This window comes from Alicyclobacillus macrosporangiidus CPP55, assembly GCF_000702485.1.
Classification (GTDB): Bacteria; Bacillota; Bacilli; order Alicyclobacillales; family Alicyclobacillaceae; genus Alicyclobacillus_H; species Alicyclobacillus_H macrosporangiidus_B.
In genome coordinates this window covers 3637989-3654295 of sequence record NZ_JNIL01000001.1, presented here as the reverse complement: position 1 = coordinate 3654295, position 16307 = coordinate 3637989, and the positions used below count along the sequence as shown (strand labels likewise).

21 protein-coding genes are annotated in these 16307 nt (G+C 65.8%); 6 read left to right on the top strand and 15 right to left on the bottom strand.

The genetic code is table 11. The features are described from left to right. Positions 1–37: 37 nt before the first annotated feature. Together N687_RS0118035 and N687_RS24090 are read right to left on the bottom strand one after the other, a co-directional pair. A complete protein-coding gene (locus tag N687_RS0118035) occupies positions 38–229 on the bottom strand; it encodes a hypothetical protein (RefSeq protein ID WP_029423191.1) in 192 nt (63 codons plus the stop codon). A gap of 26 nt (positions 230–255) precedes the next feature. Beyond that, entirely contained in the window at positions 256–414 is a 159-nt protein-coding gene (locus N687_RS24090) for a hypothetical protein (RefSeq protein WP_156040209.1), read from the bottom strand. 161 nt (positions 415–575) lie between these two features. Between N687_RS24090 and N687_RS0118025 the strand changes: the two genes are divergently transcribed. The 3 genes from N687_RS0118025 to N687_RS24085 are packed head-to-tail and all read left to right on the top strand — an operon-like array spanning position 576 to position 1534. After that, positions 576–905 (top strand): YtrH family sporulation protein, encoded by a 330-nt coding sequence (locus N687_RS0118025; protein ID WP_029423190.1) that lies wholly within the window; start codon positions 576–578, stop codon positions 903–905. After that, positions 902–1354, top strand: coding sequence for a hypothetical protein (locus N687_RS0118020; protein ID WP_029423189.1), 453 nt, complete (start codon positions 902–904; stop codon positions 1352–1354). Before N687_RS0118025 ends, N687_RS0118020 begins: the two co-directional genes overlap by 4 nt. A gap of 3 nt (positions 1355–1357) precedes the next feature. Continuing rightward, on the top strand, positions 1358–1534 hold the full coding sequence (locus tag N687_RS24085) for a DUF1811 family protein (RefSeq protein WP_156040208.1): 177 nt from the start codon (positions 1358–1360) through the stop codon (positions 1532–1534). Positions 1535–1545: 11 nt separating this feature from the next. Here the strand turns inward: N687_RS24085 and N687_RS0118010 are convergent, their stop codons facing one another. Together N687_RS0118010 and N687_RS0118005 are read right to left on the bottom strand one after the other, a co-directional pair. Continuing rightward, positions 1546–2655, bottom strand: coding sequence for a M24 family metallopeptidase (locus tag N687_RS0118010; RefSeq protein WP_029423188.1), 1110 nt, complete (start codon positions 2653–2655; stop codon positions 1546–1548). Between the two features lie 70 nt (positions 2656–2725). Next, positions 2726–3838, bottom strand: a complete 1113-nt coding sequence (locus N687_RS0118005) for a YheC/YheD family protein (RefSeq protein ID WP_029423187.1) — start codon at positions 3836–3838, stop codon at positions 2726–2728. A 110-nt stretch (positions 3839–3948) separates the two neighbouring features. Here N687_RS0118005 and N687_RS0118000 point away from each other — a divergent pair, with 110 nt between their 5' ends. Beyond that, positions 3949–5034, top strand: coding sequence for a glycosyltransferase family 4 protein (locus N687_RS0118000; protein ID WP_029423186.1), 1086 nt, complete (start codon positions 3949–3951; stop codon positions 5032–5034). On the opposite strand, the gene N687_RS0117995 is transcribed toward N687_RS0118000, so the two are convergent. From N687_RS0117995 to N687_RS0117960, 8 genes are all read right to left on the bottom strand, one after another. After that, a complete protein-coding gene (locus N687_RS0117995; protein WP_051663431.1) occupies positions 5019–5669 on the bottom strand; it encodes a flavin reductase family protein in 651 nt (216 codons plus the stop codon). The two genes, N687_RS0118000 and N687_RS0117995, sit on opposite strands and share 16 nt — an antisense overlap. A gap of 31 nt (positions 5670–5700) precedes the next feature. After that, positions 5701–6615: a proline dehydrogenase family protein gene (locus N687_RS0117990; protein WP_029423184.1), complete on the bottom strand. Its 915-nt coding sequence runs from the start codon at positions 6613–6615 to the stop codon at positions 5701–5703. A 13-nt stretch (positions 6616–6628) separates the two neighbouring features. Next, complete coding sequence (locus N687_RS0117985) at positions 6629–6820, bottom strand: hypothetical protein (protein WP_029423183.1); 192 nt, start codon at positions 6818–6820, stop codon at positions 6629–6631. Positions 6821–6863: 43 nt separating this feature from the next. After that, positions 6864–7805 (bottom strand): 4-hydroxy-3-methylbut-2-enyl diphosphate reductase, encoded by a 942-nt coding sequence (locus tag N687_RS0117980; protein ID WP_029423182.1) that lies wholly within the window; start codon positions 7803–7805, stop codon positions 6864–6866. A 38-nt stretch (positions 7806–7843) separates the two neighbouring features. Continuing rightward, a complete protein-coding gene (locus N687_RS0117975) occupies positions 7844–9379 on the bottom strand; it encodes a nicotinate phosphoribosyltransferase (protein WP_081841545.1) in 1536 nt (511 codons plus the stop codon). A 5-nt stretch (positions 9380–9384) separates the two neighbouring features. Then, positions 9385–10269, bottom strand: coding sequence for an inositol monophosphatase family protein (locus tag N687_RS0117970; protein WP_231493529.1), 885 nt, complete (start codon positions 10267–10269; stop codon positions 9385–9387). A 106-nt stretch (positions 10270–10375) separates the two neighbouring features. Next, a complete protein-coding gene (locus N687_RS0117965; RefSeq protein WP_029423179.1) occupies positions 10376–10699 on the bottom strand; it encodes a hypothetical protein in 324 nt (107 codons plus the stop codon). Between the two features lie 21 nt (positions 10700–10720). Beyond that, on the bottom strand, positions 10721–10963 hold the full coding sequence (locus N687_RS0117960; protein WP_197029323.1) for a heavy-metal-associated domain-containing protein: 243 nt from the start codon (positions 10961–10963) through the stop codon (positions 10721–10723). A gap of 239 nt (positions 10964–11202) precedes the next feature. Between N687_RS0117960 and N687_RS0117955 the strand changes: the two genes are divergently transcribed. Further along, positions 11203–12786, top strand: coding sequence for a class II fumarate hydratase (locus tag N687_RS0117955; RefSeq protein ID WP_081841544.1), 1584 nt, complete (start codon positions 11203–11205; stop codon positions 12784–12786). 93 nt (positions 12787–12879) lie between these two features. Here N687_RS0117955 and N687_RS0117950 read toward each other — a convergent pair whose 3' ends face one another. The 3 genes from N687_RS0117950 to N687_RS0117940 all read right to left on the bottom strand — a co-directional run bounded on the left by N687_RS0117950 (position 12880) and on the right by N687_RS0117940 (position 15871). After that, positions 12880–13296 carry a hypothetical protein gene (locus N687_RS0117950; RefSeq protein WP_029423176.1) on the bottom strand — a complete coding sequence of 139 codons (417 nt, stop codon included), beginning with the start codon at positions 13294–13296 and terminating at the stop codon, positions 12880–12882. Between the two features lie 33 nt (positions 13297–13329). Continuing rightward, positions 13330–15435: an alpha/beta hydrolase family protein gene (locus N687_RS0117945; protein WP_029423175.1), complete on the bottom strand. Its 2106-nt coding sequence runs from the start codon at positions 15433–15435 to the stop codon at positions 13330–13332. 118 nt (positions 15436–15553) lie between these two features. Beyond that, positions 15554–15871, bottom strand: coding sequence for a hypothetical protein (locus N687_RS0117940; RefSeq protein WP_029423174.1), 318 nt, complete (start codon positions 15869–15871; stop codon positions 15554–15556). Positions 15872–16138: 267 nt separating this feature from the next. Here N687_RS0117940 and N687_RS25215 point away from each other — a divergent pair, with 267 nt between their 5' ends. Further along, positions 16139–16273, top strand: a complete 135-nt coding sequence (locus N687_RS25215) for a hypothetical protein (RefSeq protein ID WP_269320505.1) — start codon at positions 16139–16141, stop codon at positions 16271–16273. Positions 16274–16307 lie beyond the last annotated feature (34 nt).

Sequence of the window (16307 nt, the reverse complement as noted above, 5' to 3'; positions counted from 1 at the left end):
CGCCTCGCCCGGATGCGGGAGATGGTGCTGTCGGTTGTCAATGGGGATCATCCTGCCAGCGCGGCCGATCCGGATGGCCCGTGACCCCTCGCTCCTTCAACGTGCTTTCCCGATGCGGAATGTCGGGTGCGATCCCCCCTTCATCCCGCATGCGGTCCACCGCATCCACGACGGATTCCGTGAACTCATTGTGCTGCGGCGTGTGTGGGATGGGATCCCCGCCGGCCATGCGCCATCGCTCCTCTCCTGAACGTCTCAGTCAAAGTGCAGATAGGTGCAGCGTTCACACGGCACATACACGTACGGGGTGCGCGTCGCCTCGAGGAACTCCTCGTCCGAAGCCTGCTCCACACCGACGTCGATCTCCCATGTCTCCCCGCAATACGGACACCGGGCTTCGTGTACCACCGGCATCCTCCCCACCTCCTCGGCCTGCCTGACACGATCCTGGTCGCAGCTAGTGTTCCTCACACCGGATGGGATATGAGCATGCGCCGGGCATAATTCCTGGACCTGTCCCGTATGTTGGTGACGGATGGCGTCCACAGGCGGCTCTGTGCGGGAGGAGATGCAGGATGTCGTTCGTTTCCAGCCTCGTCGTCGATTTTTTTGTGGCGATGGGCATCGTGCTGGGCGGTTCCTTGTTGGGAGGCGTCGGCGCATCGCTGATGCACGCGCCCCCGATGGCGGTGATGGTGAATCTGTCCGAACAGCTGAAAATTTGGGCGATGGTGAGCACGCTCGGCGGCACGATGGACACCCTCAAGGTCATCGAAACTGGGGTGCTCTCCCGCGAGCTGGCGCCGGTCGGGCGCCAGATTACGTTTTTGATCGCCGCGTTCGTCGGCTGTGAGGCCGGTGCCTTCATCGTGCGTTGGCTCGCCGGGGAGGGGCGCCCCTCATGACCTTCAACCGCCGCCTGACCGCGGCCGTCGTGGCGGGTGTCCTGCTCGGCGCCAGCCTCATGCTGGTGTACCAGGGCCGGGAGATCAATCAGTTGCGCGTACAGTACAATTCCTGTACAACGGAGAGGGAAACGTTAGAGGACCAAGTGCGGCTGCTGTCGGCGAAACTGCAGCACCCGAACCCGGAGCCGGTGATTGAAAGCATCCAGGTGGACGCAAAGGCCCCCGACGGCCTGACCCAGTTGGAGGTGGTCGATTTCGTCAAGAAGCAACTGGCCTTCTTGGTCGACCGCCCCCTGTCCACCCTCGATCACAACCCCGATCTTCCCTACCGGCTGTTGGACGGCCGCACGGTCGCCATCGACCAACAGGAATTCACCATCCGTGTCAACACCGTGGTGGTGGCGAAAAAACTGTTCGTCGCGGTCACCGTCAGCCCCTCGGGATGACCGATGTACCTCATCCGGGATCAGATCCGGATCGAACCCGGCCGCGTGTACGATCTCGCCGAAGAACCGGACCGCCTGACTGTCACGCGCGTGGAGGGCGTGATGGCCTGGGGGATCCGCTTCTCCGACGGATCGGAGACGGCGGTCCCCCTGGCCATGCTGGTCATCGATGGCTCGTGACCGAAGCCCATTTATCCGCGGACCGGCAGACACACCGCCTCCCAGCGTTTTGGAGCACGGTTGAGGGACCGGGCACCCTTCTCTTCGATGACCACCAGATCCTCGATCCGCACCCCGAATCGCCCGGGAAGATAGATCCCGGGTTCGATGCTCATCACCATCCCCGGTTCCAACACCTGGTCATTGCCACCGACCACGTAGGGCTCCTCGTGGATGTCGAGCCCAACCCCGTGCCCCGTGCGGTGGGTGAAATACGGACCATACCCGGCATCCGTGATGTACCGCCGGACCACCGCGTCCACCTCTCCGAGCGTGACGCCCGGTTTCGCGGCTTGAATTCCGGCCTCCTGGGCCGCGAGGACGCAGGCGTACACCCGCCTCATCTCCTCCGTGGGTTCCCCCACGATGTACGTCCGCGTGATGTCGCTGACGTAATGGTGGTACACCCCGCCCGTGTCGACGATGACCGTGGTCCCCGCCATCACCTGGCTCCCGTCGGGCTCGTGATGCGGGGCCGCTCCGTTCGGGCCGGCGGCGACGATGGGCGGAAAGGACATCCCCTCCGATCCGGCCTTCCGCCACAGGGTGGCCAGCTGTTCTGCCAGCGCAGCTTCCGTATCGCCCGCACGCAAGTCCGCCGCGAGTGCCTGTACGACCTCATCCGCCATGGCCGACGCTCGCTCAAGGCAGGCCAACTCCTCCGCATCTTTACGGCAGCGCAGCTTGGCCATCATCCCGTCGGCAGACACGGGCAGCGGCAGACCCGGCCGCAGCGCCATCCACGCCATCAAGTGGCGCGCCTCCCAGCCCCCGTCGACGGCAACCCGTCGGGCTTGTCCCACCTCCTCGTGGATCAGGCGGTGCGCGTCCTCCCCGTCCTTCCACAGAACGATGCGCACGTCCGCCGATGCCACCTCTTGCGCGAACATCTCATGCACCACCCAGACCGGGTCCCGGTCCGAACGGACGACGAGCGCGCTCGCGCGCTCCCCTGTGGCGAGCCACACCCCCGTCAGATAGAACACATTGGGCCTCGAGGTGAGGAGAACTGCCTCCACCCCGGCCCGTTCCATCTCTTGGCACAACCGCCGTCGACGATCTGACCACGGGCCTGACGTCATCAACCGCATCGCCTCCATCCTGGGTCCGGTCCCGCGCGCAGGCGGGACCCGTCCTCCAGAGTGTACCAAATCAGCGACGCCGGCGGGGCATCTCATTGCGCAAATAGTGGGCAAAACCCGCCACCCCTCGTGCAAACCCCGCCAGTTCGTCATCGGTCAGGATATCCCGGCCCGGCCGGCTGTTCAAATCGTACACGTAGCACCATTCCTCGTCTGGCGATCCGCCCACGTCCACGCCCAACACGCCCAGCGTGGGATACGCCCGCTGCAGGACGCGGGCCACCCGCAGCGCCTGCGTCCGCGCGCGTTCGAGCACCGCTGAGTCGATGCGAGCACTGGCCAACCGGGACAACTGGATGGCGGTCGGATGCGTCAAAGATTCGACGCGTCCGCCGGCATGGTAGTTCGTCACCATCGCCCCCGGCGGTCCCCTGCGTGCGGTGACCGCCAACACCTCCCACACCCCGCGCTGGTTGCACTGAACCGTGACCCGAAGGTCCAGATGCCGTCCATCCTCCGTGCGCCACAACGGGATATGCCCCTGCGCCATGTATGGCCGACGCCTTCGGCTGTACGCCAACAGCGCGAGCAGTTGCTCCTGGTCCATCTCCCGGTGGATCACCCGGCCGAAAAACCGCTCACCCGCCACATACCAACGCCTTCGGGAAAGCGGACGGATGAACAGCATGTTGCGCCCGCCCGAGCCATACACCGGCTTCCACCACACCGCCCCCCACACCTCCGCCAGGTGCAGGAGTTCTGCGGGCGTGGGGTGGAAGCGCGTCGGCGGCAAGGCGGCCCGCACCGAGTCGTCCCTCAGGATCACCCGGTATACTTCGTCCTTCGCAGGGAGCACCGGATTGAAAGCGAGCAGGTGGCTGCGGTGCAAGGTCTCGCGCAGCCGCCGGTATGCCACCCGGTGACGTTTCAGGTCCTGCAGGTACATCGCGTCGTACACCACCGGATCGACCAGGTGGGCGATCCGCGCCCGGCGCCACGTCCGGCCTTGCTCCCAGGCCCATCCGGTCACCCCATCCGGCAATCCCGCCGCTGCCAGGGCCGGCGGGGTCACCACCAGCGGCATGTCGTATGCCGCCGCCTCCTGACCCAGGGTTTGAAACCACAGCACACGCCGTCTGGGCCGCGCGGCGACAGGCGTGGTTCCGGTGACGGTGATCAGCATGCGAACCCCTCCCTGCGCACGCATGATACACGCTATGTGACCTTCCCCACACCTCGTGCATACCTTGTGTCGAATGAGGCTCTGGGCGAATGCCGGGAGGGACGGGAACGATGGGGATTCGTGTGGCGCTGGTTGCGCCGGAGGGGTTGCCGATCCCGCCGGTGCGCGGCGGTTCGGTGCAGATCTACCTGGAAGCGTTGGTGCGGGAGCTGGAGGAAGCCGGGGTGGACGTGACGCTGTTGTCGCCTGGAGCGGGGCGGGACGCGTGCAAGCGCCACATCCAGATCCAGGCATCCGACCGCAGTGCGTACCGAAGAGCCTGCCTTGCTCGCCTGCGGAGTCTCGCACCGGAGGTGATCCAGGTGGACAACCGCCCGGACCTCGTCCCGCTGGTGCGCCGGGCTGTGCCAAACGCGCGGGTGGTGCTGAACCTGCACTCGACCACCTACCTCGGGCCGCGGCACATCGACCGGGCCCGGGCCCGGCGCGTGCTCCGGTACGCCGATGCGGTGGTGCTGAACAGCCGCTTCTTACGCCGCGAGATCGCCCGCACCTTTCGTCTGGGTCCAGGCACTTGGCGGCCGTACGTCATCCACCCGGGCGTCGACGCGAGGCGGTTCACCCCGCCCGCACGACGTACCCGGCCGTCCTGGCCGCCGTTTCGGCTCGTCTATGTCGGGCGGGTGATCCGCGGCAAAGGCGTGCACATCCTCGTCGAAGCTGTCCGGCAACTGCATCGGGCGAATGTCCCCGTTCAACTGACCATCATCGGTCGGACACCCCCCTGGGAGGCCGCCTATGAGCGCGCGCTGCGGGCCGCAATCCGTGGTCTGCCCGTGCAATGGCCCGGTTTTGTGCCGCCGGATAAGCTGCCGCCGCGGCTGTGGGCGGCACACGCGCTCGTCTGCCCATCTCAGGCCCCCGAGGCCTTCGGACTCGTCAACGTGGAGGCGATGGCCGCCGGCCTGCCCGTGATCGCCAGCAAACAGGGCGGCATCCAGGAGACCCTTGACGCCTCGTGCGGCATTCTGGTGCGCCACTATCGCGATCCTGCCAGCTTCTCGCGCGCCATCCGCACGCTCATGGCGGACACCAGCCGCTGGCGGGCCCTGTCCGAGGGCGCGCAGCGGCGCGCCCAGGAATTCACCTGGAGCCGCTGCGCCGCGCAATTCGCTGCCCTCTACCGCGAACTCTGACCGTCTCCCAAGTGGCGGTACGCTTCCGGCAAGGACGGGCGTTTGAGTCGGAAGCGATCGCTGGCGCGGGTGTACTCGTTTCCCGCCATGCGCCCCACGGGCAGCCAGCGGGATCCGTCGATGCGATCCCCCGCCCACAGGTCGTCGCGCACGTGCAGATGGACGACCCGGCCGAGCACCAAGAACCCACCGCCCGGCCCGTCTCCGAACTGCAGAATCTGGACCCGTTCGCACTCCATCTGAATCGGGCTCTCCGCCACGCGCGGCGGAGCCACCACACGGCTGGGCACCGGGGTCAGGCGGGCGACGGCGAACTCGTCGACCTCCGGCGGATACTCCGGGGAGGTGAGATTCATCTGCTGCACCAGCTCGTCACTGACGACATTGACGACGAACTGTCCGGTCTCCTCGATGTTGCGCAAAGTGTCCTTCTTCTCGCCGTCGCCGCGAAACATCGGCGCGAACGAGATGATGAACGGCTTCGGGCACACGCCGTTGAAAAAGCTGAAGGCCGCCAGATTGCGCACCCCGTCCCGGCTCTGCGTGGACACAAAGGCGATGGGGCGCGGCACGACACAGCCCACCAGGAGCTTGTAACTGTCCTGCCACGCCAGCGCGTCCGGAGAAAGTTCCACCCGCCATCCCTCCACACTGGATCCGTCTCCGTCAGCGGAGCGCACCGCGCAGGACGAACCAAACGTTCGCCGGACGCTCCGCCAACCGGCGCATGAAGTAGCCGTACCAGTCGTTCCCGTACGGCACGTACAGCCGCAGGGGATACCCGTCCCGCACCAGCTGCTGCTGCAGTTGGGTGCGGATGCCGTAGAGCATCTGAAATTCGTACCGGTCGCGGGCGATGCCGTGCTCGGCGATGAAGCGCTTGGCGTGCTCAATGATGCGCTCGTCGTGAGTCGCCACAGCGGTGAACCCCGGGCTCAACAGCTGCGCCTCCATCAGCTTGATGTAATTGGCGTCCACGTCCGCCTTGTCCGGGTACGCCACCTCCGGCGGTTCCTTGTACGCCCCTTTGACGATCCTCAGGTGTACCCCGTCGGCGGAGAGCCGAAGCACATCCTCCAGACTCCGGTACAGGTACGCCTGGATGACGGTGCCCACGTTGTCGTACTCCGCGCGCAGGATGTCGAAGAGGTCGAGCGTCGCCTGGCAGCGCGGGTAATCCTCCATGTCGATGGTGACCCGGATCCCGAGATCCCGGGCGTGGCCCAGGATCCGGCGCATATTCTCCAAGCACAGCTCGCGATCGATGTCGAGCCCCAGCTGCGTCAGCTTGACGGACAGGGTGGAATCCACCCCGGCCCGGTGGATCGCGGTCAGGGCCGCCACACACTCCTCCGCTGCCTGGCGGGCCTCCCGTTCGTCGCCGACGAACTCCCCCAGGTGGTCCAGCGTGGCGGTCATCCCCTGACGGTTGAGCTGAGCCACCGCCCGGATGGCCTCGTCAATCGTCTCCCCGGCCACGAATCGCCGCGCCCCCAGGCGCAACCCGTACCGCTTCGCCCAGCGGTTGGCCGCCCGGTTCTTGGCCAGCGACAAGAGCACAGACCGCATCCATTGCTCCATGGTGGTTCCCCCTCTACTGCAGCGCGTGCAAAATCCGCACGCCGTGCTCCCCGGCGCTGTATCCGATGACGAATCCGAGCAGTGCGAAAAACGCGATCCAGAACACCACCGCAAGCAACGTGAACAGCCAACGCACGGCTTTGCGCCGCAGCCAGCTGCACAGCACCGCGATGGCGAGCAGCACCACCAGCATCAAGAACTGCACGGCAACTCTCCCCACCCACTCCCGTCCACGTCGGATCCAGCCGTCACGTCCGGCGCGGGGTCAGCAAAAGCCGGTCCGGCTGCACCGTGCGCTTTGGCGTCCAGGTGGACGGGTCGTTCTCGTCGAACTGCTCCAGGTAATCGATGACTTCCTTCGTGATGGCCGTCGGCGTCGACGCCCCGGCCGTCACGGCCACCGTCTGAACTCCTTTTAGCCACGCGGGATCGATCTCGGTGACATCCGCCACTCGGTGCGCCGGCACCTTCGCGATCTCCTCGGCCACCTGCGCCAGGCGGTTGGAGTTGTTGCTGCGCGGGTCACCGACGACAATGCAGAGATCCGCGTCCTTCGCCTGTTCGGCCACCGCTTGCTGGCGCATCTGGGTGGCCATGCAGATCTCGTTGTAGATCTCCGCCTGCGGATACTTGGCTTTGACCGCCTGCATCAGCTCGGCCGTGTCCCACTGGCTCATGGTGGTCTGGTTGGTGACGGCGATCTTGTCGTTGCGCACATCCAGTGCCTCGATGTCCGCCATGTTTTCGACCAGATGCACGCGGCCCGGCGCTACCCCCACAGCCCCTTCCGGCTCCGGGTGGCCCTTGCGGCCGATGTAAATGATGTCGTATCCCTTGGCGACGCGGTCGCGGATGAGTTCGTGCGTCCGCGTCACATCCGGGCAGGTGGCGTCAATCGTGTGCAGGCCCCGTTCCGCCGCCCGCCGCTTGACCTCCGGCGACACCCCGTGGGCGGTGAAGATCACGGTGCCCTCCTTGACCTGTTCCAAGAGTTCCAGCCGGTTGGCGCCGTCCAGCGTGATCACGCCTTCGCGCTCGAAGGCCTCGACGACGTGCCGGTTGTGCACAATCATCCCGAGGATGTAGATGGGCCTCGGCAAGGTGGGGTCGTCGGCGGCCTGTTTGGCCATCACCATGGCGTCGACCACACCGTAACAGTAACCGCGCGGCGAGATTTTGATCACCTTCATGGCTTTCCCTCATTTCGCGTCAGGCGATCCCGGCGGTTTCACGGCCGCCACTCGTGCAGCAACCGCTGCTTGAGATCCCACAACCGCTGCGACAGATCCACGTGGTAGATGTGCGGGTTGACGTGGCGCAGGATCTCCGGCGCGAACCGGGCCAGTCCGGCTTCCACGTGGCTGCGGATCTGCCGCAGGTCCGGCAACTCATACACCAACTTCCCGCCGATATAGACGGGCTGCAGCAGCGACTCCATCTCAAACCCCTGGATCACCTTGCGCTTGTAAGTGTGAACGGGATCGAACAACTCCAGCGGCTCGGCCGGATTGAACGACTCGTCGTCGAGCGCGATCAGATCGGCCGACGCACGCCCGTTCACATAAAATCGTAACACCTTTTTCTTGCCCGGGTTGGTGATTTTGTTCGCGTTCTCGGAGATCTTGATGCGCGGCTGGAGCACGCCGCCCTCCTCCTGCGCCGCCAGCTTGTACACCGCCCCGAGCGCCGGATGATCGTAGCTGGTGATGAGATTGGTGCCGACCCCCCAGGCGGTAACGCGTGCACCCTGGACGATGAGATCGCGGATGGTCCACTCGTTCAGGTCGGACGACGCGATGATCCCGACGTCGTGCAGCCCGGCCTCGTCCAGCATGCGCCGCGCCTGCTTGGACAGGTAGGCGATGTCGCCGCTGTCGATGCGGATGGCCTTCAGGCGCCGGCCGCTGGCGGCCAGCTCCCGGCCCACCTGGATGGCGTTGGGCACGCCGCTGCGCAGGACATCGTATGTGTCGACCAACAGCACCGTGTCGTCCGGGAACGCGCTCGCGTAAGCACGAAACGCCTCCAGTTCGGTGGGAAAGCTCTGCACCCAACTGTGCCCCATGGTGCCAGAGACGGGAATACCGAAGCTCTGGCCGGCCAGCACGTTGCTGGTGCCGACGCAGCCGCCGATGAATGCTGCCCGCGCCCCGAACACGGAGGCGTCCATGTTCTGCGCCCGGCGCAGCCCCATCTCGATGACGGGCGCCCGAGCCCCCTGCGCCGTGGCCGCCGCGTCGACGATGCGCTGGGCTTTTGTCGCAATCAGGCTTTGATGATTGATGAACGTCATCAGGGCGGACTCCACCAGCTGCAGCTCGTCGATCGGGCCCTCGAGACGCAGCAAGGGCTCGTTGGGGAACACGATGGTCCCCTCCGGCACGGCGTACAGGTCGCCCGTGAACCGAATCGTGCGCAGGTAGTCGAGGAACGGCTCGGAGAACAGGCGAAGGCTGCGCAGGTACGCGATGTCCGCGTCTGTGAACCGCAGGTTGTGCAGATACCAGACCACCTGCTCCAACCCGGCGGCGATCACGTAGCCGTTGCCGCAAGGATTGGTCCGGTAGTAGAGATCGAAGACCACCCGCTGCCGGTGCCGGCCGGCCTGGAAGTGTCCGTACATCATCGTCAGCTCGTACAGGTCGGTCAACAGGGAGACCGGCCTGTCCCGGTACACCGGCAACCGCGAGATGGCCTCGATGCGCGCCAGGGCTCGCTCATGCTGCTCCGGGTCCTGCCAGCGGGTTTCTTCCGTTTGAATCATGTGTCTCACGCCTCCCCCCGGATCGCGCCGTCCATCGCCTGGACCAGGGCGGGGTTTCCACCTGCCGCGATGTCGCGGACGCGCAGGTGGTACGGCCCGCCGCCGATCTCCCCGATGCATCCCCCGGCTTCCTGCACCAACAGCGCCCCCGCCGCCACGTCCCAGGCGTTGAGATCGTACTCGAAGAAACCGTCAATGCGCCCGGCCGCCACGTACGCCAGGTGCAGGGCCGCGCTGCCGAGCGCCCGGATGCTCTTCACGCGGCCGAAGAGCTTGGCGGTGTTGGCGGTGGTCCGTTCGTACGTTCGCGATCGCGTCGGAAAACCGGAGGCGACCACCGCCCGTTTGAGGTGCTCGACGCGGGAGGCCTCCAGGCGCACGCCTACGGGGAGCCCCTCCGCCGACGGTGCGCCGATCCACCCGCGCATCGCCTCGGCCCCAGCCAGGTAGGCCCCGAATCCCCGCGCCGCGTAGAACACCTCGCGGTGATACGGGTCATACACCACGCCGGCCTGGATTTCGCCGCCGGCGGCATAGGCCACCGAGACGACGGACAAGGGCAGGTGGTGAACGAAATTGGTGGTGCCGTCGATGGGATCGACGATCCACAGGTGCGGCCTGTTCCACACCTGTTCAGCGGCGGCGGCTGACGCGGCGGCGCCTGGGGCGGTCGTCTCCTCCCCGAGCACGTCGTGATCCGGGAAGCGCTCCGCGATGCGGCGGCGGATCATCGCCTCACAGGCGGGATCGACATCCGTCACCAGGTCGTTCGGGGAGGATTTCGCCTTGACGTCTTGGATGGAATCGACGCGGGAGCGGAAATAGTCGCCCGCTTCCAGCGCCGCCTCGGCGGCGGTCGCCAAACACTGGATGAGATGTTCTGACAGCAATGGACCAAACCCCTTCAACTACGTGGGCGTTTCACTCCGCTTCTGCTGCGCAAGCCGCTTCGTGAAACGCCCACGCAGTACCGTTATCGACCCGACGAACATACCGTTACCGGCCGACGACGGTGCCGACCGTCAACAGGACCAGCACAGCCGTGGCGCCCCACGCCTGCGCCGGGCGGGACCGCTCGTCCTTCACCCAGATGTGGGCCACGGCGGCCGCCGCGATGCCGAACAGCGGATGCAAACTCCACACGCGATGCAGCACCCACGTGATGATGCCGAGCAAAATCTGCAGATCGATGAGCCCAATCAACACTTTGGACGGAAGCTTCGCTTGCACCCTCGCCGCTGCCCGCAGCCACGCCCACACGCAAACCACCAGCGCGGCCACCAGGGTGACAATGCCCACCGCCTCGTGAATCCAGATCATCATTCACACTCCTGTCCCATCTTAGCGAACTGGCCCAGGCTCCGCCAACTCATACCCCGCCTCCTCGACGGCCGCGCGGATGAGCTGAGGATCCACCGGCTTCTCGGCCTCCACGACCACGCGTCCGCTCTGAACATCCGCCTCCGCCCGCAGGACGCCGGGCAGGTCCATCAGGGCCGATTCCACGGCCTGTTTGCAGTGCGCACAAGACATGCCCTTCACGTAAAACACCTGATCGGCCATGCGCCGCATCTCCCCTTCCATCGCCCCGCCTGCCGGCACTCAGCCTTGCGGCGGGGTCATCGGACTGATGCCATTGTACCGCACCGAGGCATCTTTGTGTCTCGGTGGGAGGACGGGTGATGGTAAGCATTCGAGGATATACTAAAAACAGCCATCCATTTCAATGCCATTGACCATCGTCCGCCGCCCCTGGGCCTAACCTGGCTCGGAACCCGGGCCTGTGCTTTTGACGCGGGGCCGGATGGAGGGAGGCCATGTGATTGCAGACACGCATCGTACGCGATTCATTGGGAGAACTCGAAGTCCCGGCAGACGCTTATTACGGCGCGCAGACGGCGCGCGCGATCGATAATTTTCCTATCAGCGGGCTGCGCCTGCCCCGCGCGTTCATCCGCGCGCAGGGCATCGTCAAGTGGGCCGCCGCCCGTGCGCACCAGGCCTTGGGTGCCATGGACCCGAAGAAAGCCAATGCCATCTGCATGGCGGCGGAAGAGGTGATCCGCGGAGACCTGGACGATTGGTTCCGCGTGGACGTCTACCAAGCCGGCGCAGGCACGTCGCAGAACATGAACGCCAACGAGGTGATCGCCGCTCGCGCCGCCGAGTTGTTGGGCGGGGCGAGGGGAGACACGGGGCTGGTGCACCCGAACGACGACGTCAACAAGTCCCAGTCGACCAACGACACCATCCACGTCGCCATGAACATCGCGGCGATGGAACTGCTCGCTCACCGGCTCGATCCCGCCCTCGCCCGGCTGGAACAGGCGCTGCGCGACAAGGCGTTGGCGTTTCGCGGGATCGTCAAATCGGGCCGCACCCATCTGCAGGATGCGGTGCCGATGCGCCTCGGGGACGAGTTCGCCGCCTGGGCGGACAACGTGGCGCGCCACCGGCGCTGGGTGGAGCAGGCGGCGGCGAACCTCCTGGCCATCGGCTTCGGGGGAAACGCGGTGGGGACGGGCATCAACACGCCGCCCGGTTTCGCCGAGCTGGCGGTGCAGTTTGTGGCGCAATACACCGGTCTTGCGTTCCGGCTGCCGGAGAATCCCTTCACGTTCAACCAGAACCCGGACGAGGCGGTGTGGGTCAGCGCGGCGCTGCGCAACCTCGCCCTGGCCCTGCAGCGGATCGCCAACGATCTGCGGCTGTTGTCCTCCGGGCCCCGCACTGGGCTCGCGGAGATCACCCTCCCGGCGGTTCAGCCCGGGTCGTCCATTATGCCCGGCAAGGTGAATCCAGTGATGGCGGAGATGCTCAATATGGTCGCCTTCCAGGTGCAGGGGTGCGACACGACCATCGCCCAGGCGGGGGGCGCCGGCCAGTTGGAGCTCAACGTCATGATGCCCGTGATGGCGGCGAACCTGTTGCATGAAATCGCGATCCTGGCCAACGCCGTCACGGTATTTACGGACCGCTGCGTGCAGGGCATCACCGCCGACGCCGCCCGCTGCCGCGCCTATGCGGAACGCTCGCTGTCGCTGGCGACCGCGCTGAACACGGTGGTCGGCTACGACACGGCGGCGAAGGTGGTGAAGCACGCGCTGGCCCACGATACGAGCCTGCTTGAGGCGGGCTTAGCGCTCGGCATCGACGAGTCTGCGCTGCGCCACGCCCTCGACGTCGACCACCTCTCCGTGGTGGTGCCGCGGACCTTGGCCGAGGCGCACAACGCTGCGTTCAGCGCGGACGGCATGAGCGGCTCCGGCAGCACGGGCCCGGATGCAGGCTCGGCGGATGGTGGAAGTGCGGGCGCTGTGAAGCCCGCGAACGGGGCGGGCCCCAGTGATGGATGGATCGGGTACGCCAGCATATCTCCTCACGTCTCGAATGAACGAAGCGACTGACGGGATCCGCCAAAACGGAAACCACGTCCCGCACCATCCCGTTGCGGTCGTCCGTCTCGACGCACCGACGCACCGTCGCCATCGCGGACGCGCTCATTCCTTAAACTTCCTCCAGTCCAGTTTGGAGGTGCGCAACAACTCCTCGAAGGAGACGTCGTCATCCGGTTGTGGGTCGAACAGCTCGGCGAACGATGCCTCTCGATCCGCCCGGTCCCCCTCCGACGCGCCGCGGTCCTCAGGGCTGCGCCTGGTCGATCCCACGGGCCGCCCGGCTCCCTCGTTGAACCGCGCCGGCGCGCCAGGCCGGGCCCCGGCACTGGAGCGCTGACCCCGATTCTCGGACGACCGCTCGGTCTCCGCCTGCGCCCGCACGCTCGCCTTGAGCGCCGCCAGCTTCTGGGCGATCTCGCTGCCAAACCGCTCCTCCAAGGGGATGGCGGGCACCACCGCCCAGGCCGGCTTGTCGTCGTCCCGCCCAGGAACGGCGGGCCTTCCCTTACGCTTGCCCATGACCATCACCTCCACCGCACGGCCGAACCGGGATCAATCCCGGTTCGGCAGGCGGTCGTGGATGAAGCGGAACATCGCTTCCAAACGTGCGACGCGCAGCTTCGGCTTTCCGGTGCGTGACAGGTCGTGGCTGGCGTTCGGCACCCGGAACAGCTCCACCTCGCCGCCGTTGCGCTTGATGGCCGTGTAGAACTGCTCGGCTTGCTCGATGGGACAGCGGAGATCGTTCTCCCCGTGCTTCAACAGCAGCGGCGTCTTCACATTGTCGGCATAGGCCAGCGGTGAAGCCTTCCACAACTTGTCAAAGTCGTGCAGGACATCGCCGCCCACCTCAGTCTCCGTGAAGCGTGGCCCGATGTCGGACACGCCGTAGAACGAGATCCAGTTGGAGATGGACCGCTGCGAGACCGCGGCGAAGAACCGGTCCGTGTGGCCCACCAGCCAGTTGGTCATAAACCCGCCGTAACTGCCGCCGGTGACGGCCACGCGATCGCCATCCAGGAAGTCGAACTTCTCCAGCGCCGCGTCGAGCCCGTTCAGGATGTCGGCCGCGTCCTTCTCCCCGTAGTGGTGCCGCACCGCGTTGACGAATTCCTGCCCGTACCCCGAGCTGCCGCGCGGGTTGACGTACACCACCGCATACCCTTCTGCGGCGAACCACTGCATCTCGTGGAAGAACGAGTAGGCATACATGGCGTGCGGTCCACCGTGGATCTCGAGGATGACCGGATACTTCTTCCCCGGTTCGAAGCCGACCGGCTTGAGGACAAATCCCTGCACCTGCCAGCCGTCCTCGGACGTGTAGAAGAACACCTCCGGCTCCACCACTTCGACCTCCGCCAACAGCGCGTCGTTGCACGTATCGAGGCGCACTTCGCCACTCGGGAACGGCGTCACCCGCTCCGCGCTCATCGGCTCGGTCACCGCCCGCGGCGGCCGCGGCCGCACCGGACCGCCCGTGATGTCCACCGTCGCCACCCGGCCCGGATGCACCGGCGTCGCATAGGCGATGGCGAAGCGCGATCCGCCGTCGAACGACAGCCCGTAAATCTCGCGGTCTCCACCGATGACCACCTCACCCGTCGCCGTATTGCCGTTCAGGGTGAAACGGACCACCTCGCAGCGGCCCTCGCGCGTGCTGAGGGCGTAGATGCACCGGCCGTCCTTCGACCACAGCGGACCCGGCGTGTGCTCGTGGCTGCGCATGTCGGACACGCACTCGTCCCCGAGCGTGTCCGGGAAGTCGGTGCACAGGTCCACGGACGAGCCGCCGTCGCTCGGCACCAGGAAGAGGCGCGTGTGGGTGGCAAACCAGTATTCGTTGCGGTGGCCGAAGAAGGCGATCGACTTGCCGTCCGGGGAGTACGTCAGCTGATACACGATGGCATCATTGCACAGCAACTCCAACTCGCCACCGGTGGCCGGCACCCGGTAGAGGTCGGAGCGGTACTCCAGTTCGGGGTTGGCCGCACGGTTGGAAGGGAACGCGATGTACTTCCCATCGGGGGACACGGCCGGCTCTCCGACGTCATACGGCCCGCTCGTCAGCTGTTGCACCGCGCCCGTGGCCACGTCGACGGCCACCAGTTGATTCTTGAATCCGCGCGTCAGGCCGCCGCCGTCGCGCTTGTAATAGATCCAGTCGTAGCGCTTTGGGTTCTTTTCCCACTCCTCGCGGTCTTTATCGGCCTGCTCCTTCGCTTCTTTCTCCGACAGACCTTCGTCGTACAGCTCCACGCTGCCGTCCTTCGGCACCGGTACCAGCCCGTACAGGCGGCTGCCATCCGGCGCCCACGTCAGTGCACGGATGCCTCGGCGAAAACGGGTCAGACGGCGCGCTTCTCCACCATCCATCGGCAGCAGCCAGACCTGTGTCCCAAACGAGCGGTTGGAGAGGAACGCCAGCGTCTTCCCATCCGGGGACCACACCGGTCCCCAGTTCCGCTTGCCCGCGTGGGTCAGCGTCCGGGAGATCGATCCGTCCGCGGCCGCCAGCACCAGGTGAGTCTCGTAATCGTCGTCCTTCACGTTGGCGACCGTCCGTTCGTACACCACCCAACGCCCGTCGGGAGAGAACACCGGATTGCCAGGCCATTCAAACTTCTGCACGTCCTGCGCGGTGATTCTGCGTTTGCTCATCGTTCACGCTCCCAGTCCAACAGGGCCCGCGGCCCAGGATACGGGAGGGGCCCGCTCAACGAGCGGAACCCCCAGCCCGGTTCGACCGAATCGGCAAACGCGGGCAGTTCGGACGCTCTTACGCCCGGCCGTCCCGGTTCGCCAGGAATTCAGCCAAGTACTGCTTCTCTTCATTCACCAGCTGCGGATGATCCGTGAGATGACGGCGCAGCACCCGTTCTTCCCACGCTTCGGTACCGGGCGTCTCTTCGATGCCCTCCGGGATGTCGGCGATTTTGCGATCGTACAAAATCTCCCATTCCTCAGCGCCTTCCCGCTGCAGGCGGCGGGAGACTTGCATGAAAATACCAGGCTCGTCCACATCGTGACGGGCGTACATCATCATTTCAAAATCATCCCATTGGTGGATCCAATCCAGCGGATCGAACGCATTCACCCAGATCTATGACCCCTTTGCCGGATCCCGGACGTTCTCGCGCGAATCGGGCGCTTTGCCGGATTCTCACAGCCCCAGTGTAACCGTGTTGCGGCTCCGGTTCAAGCGGTGTAGGGGACGCTGCTTTGTGTACCAGGGGGTCGCTCTGCTACAATGGACTGGGGATTGGGAGTTTGCGGCACAACGCCCAAGGCGCGCCGGAACATGGCGTCCGCTGTGCCCGGGTGTCCGGTGAACTTGGACTCGCGTCAAAGGAGGACGTTTACGATGCGCAAGTTCTTCCTGGCCTTATTCGTCATTGCGCTCATCATCGTGGCCATTGAGACGTTTCGCCCTCAACCGCCGTTTCCAAAGGTGGACACGTCCTACTTCGCCGCTGTCGCGGCCAGTCTGCTCCGCTGACGGCCCACACGAGCGCAAGGGCGGGGAACATCCC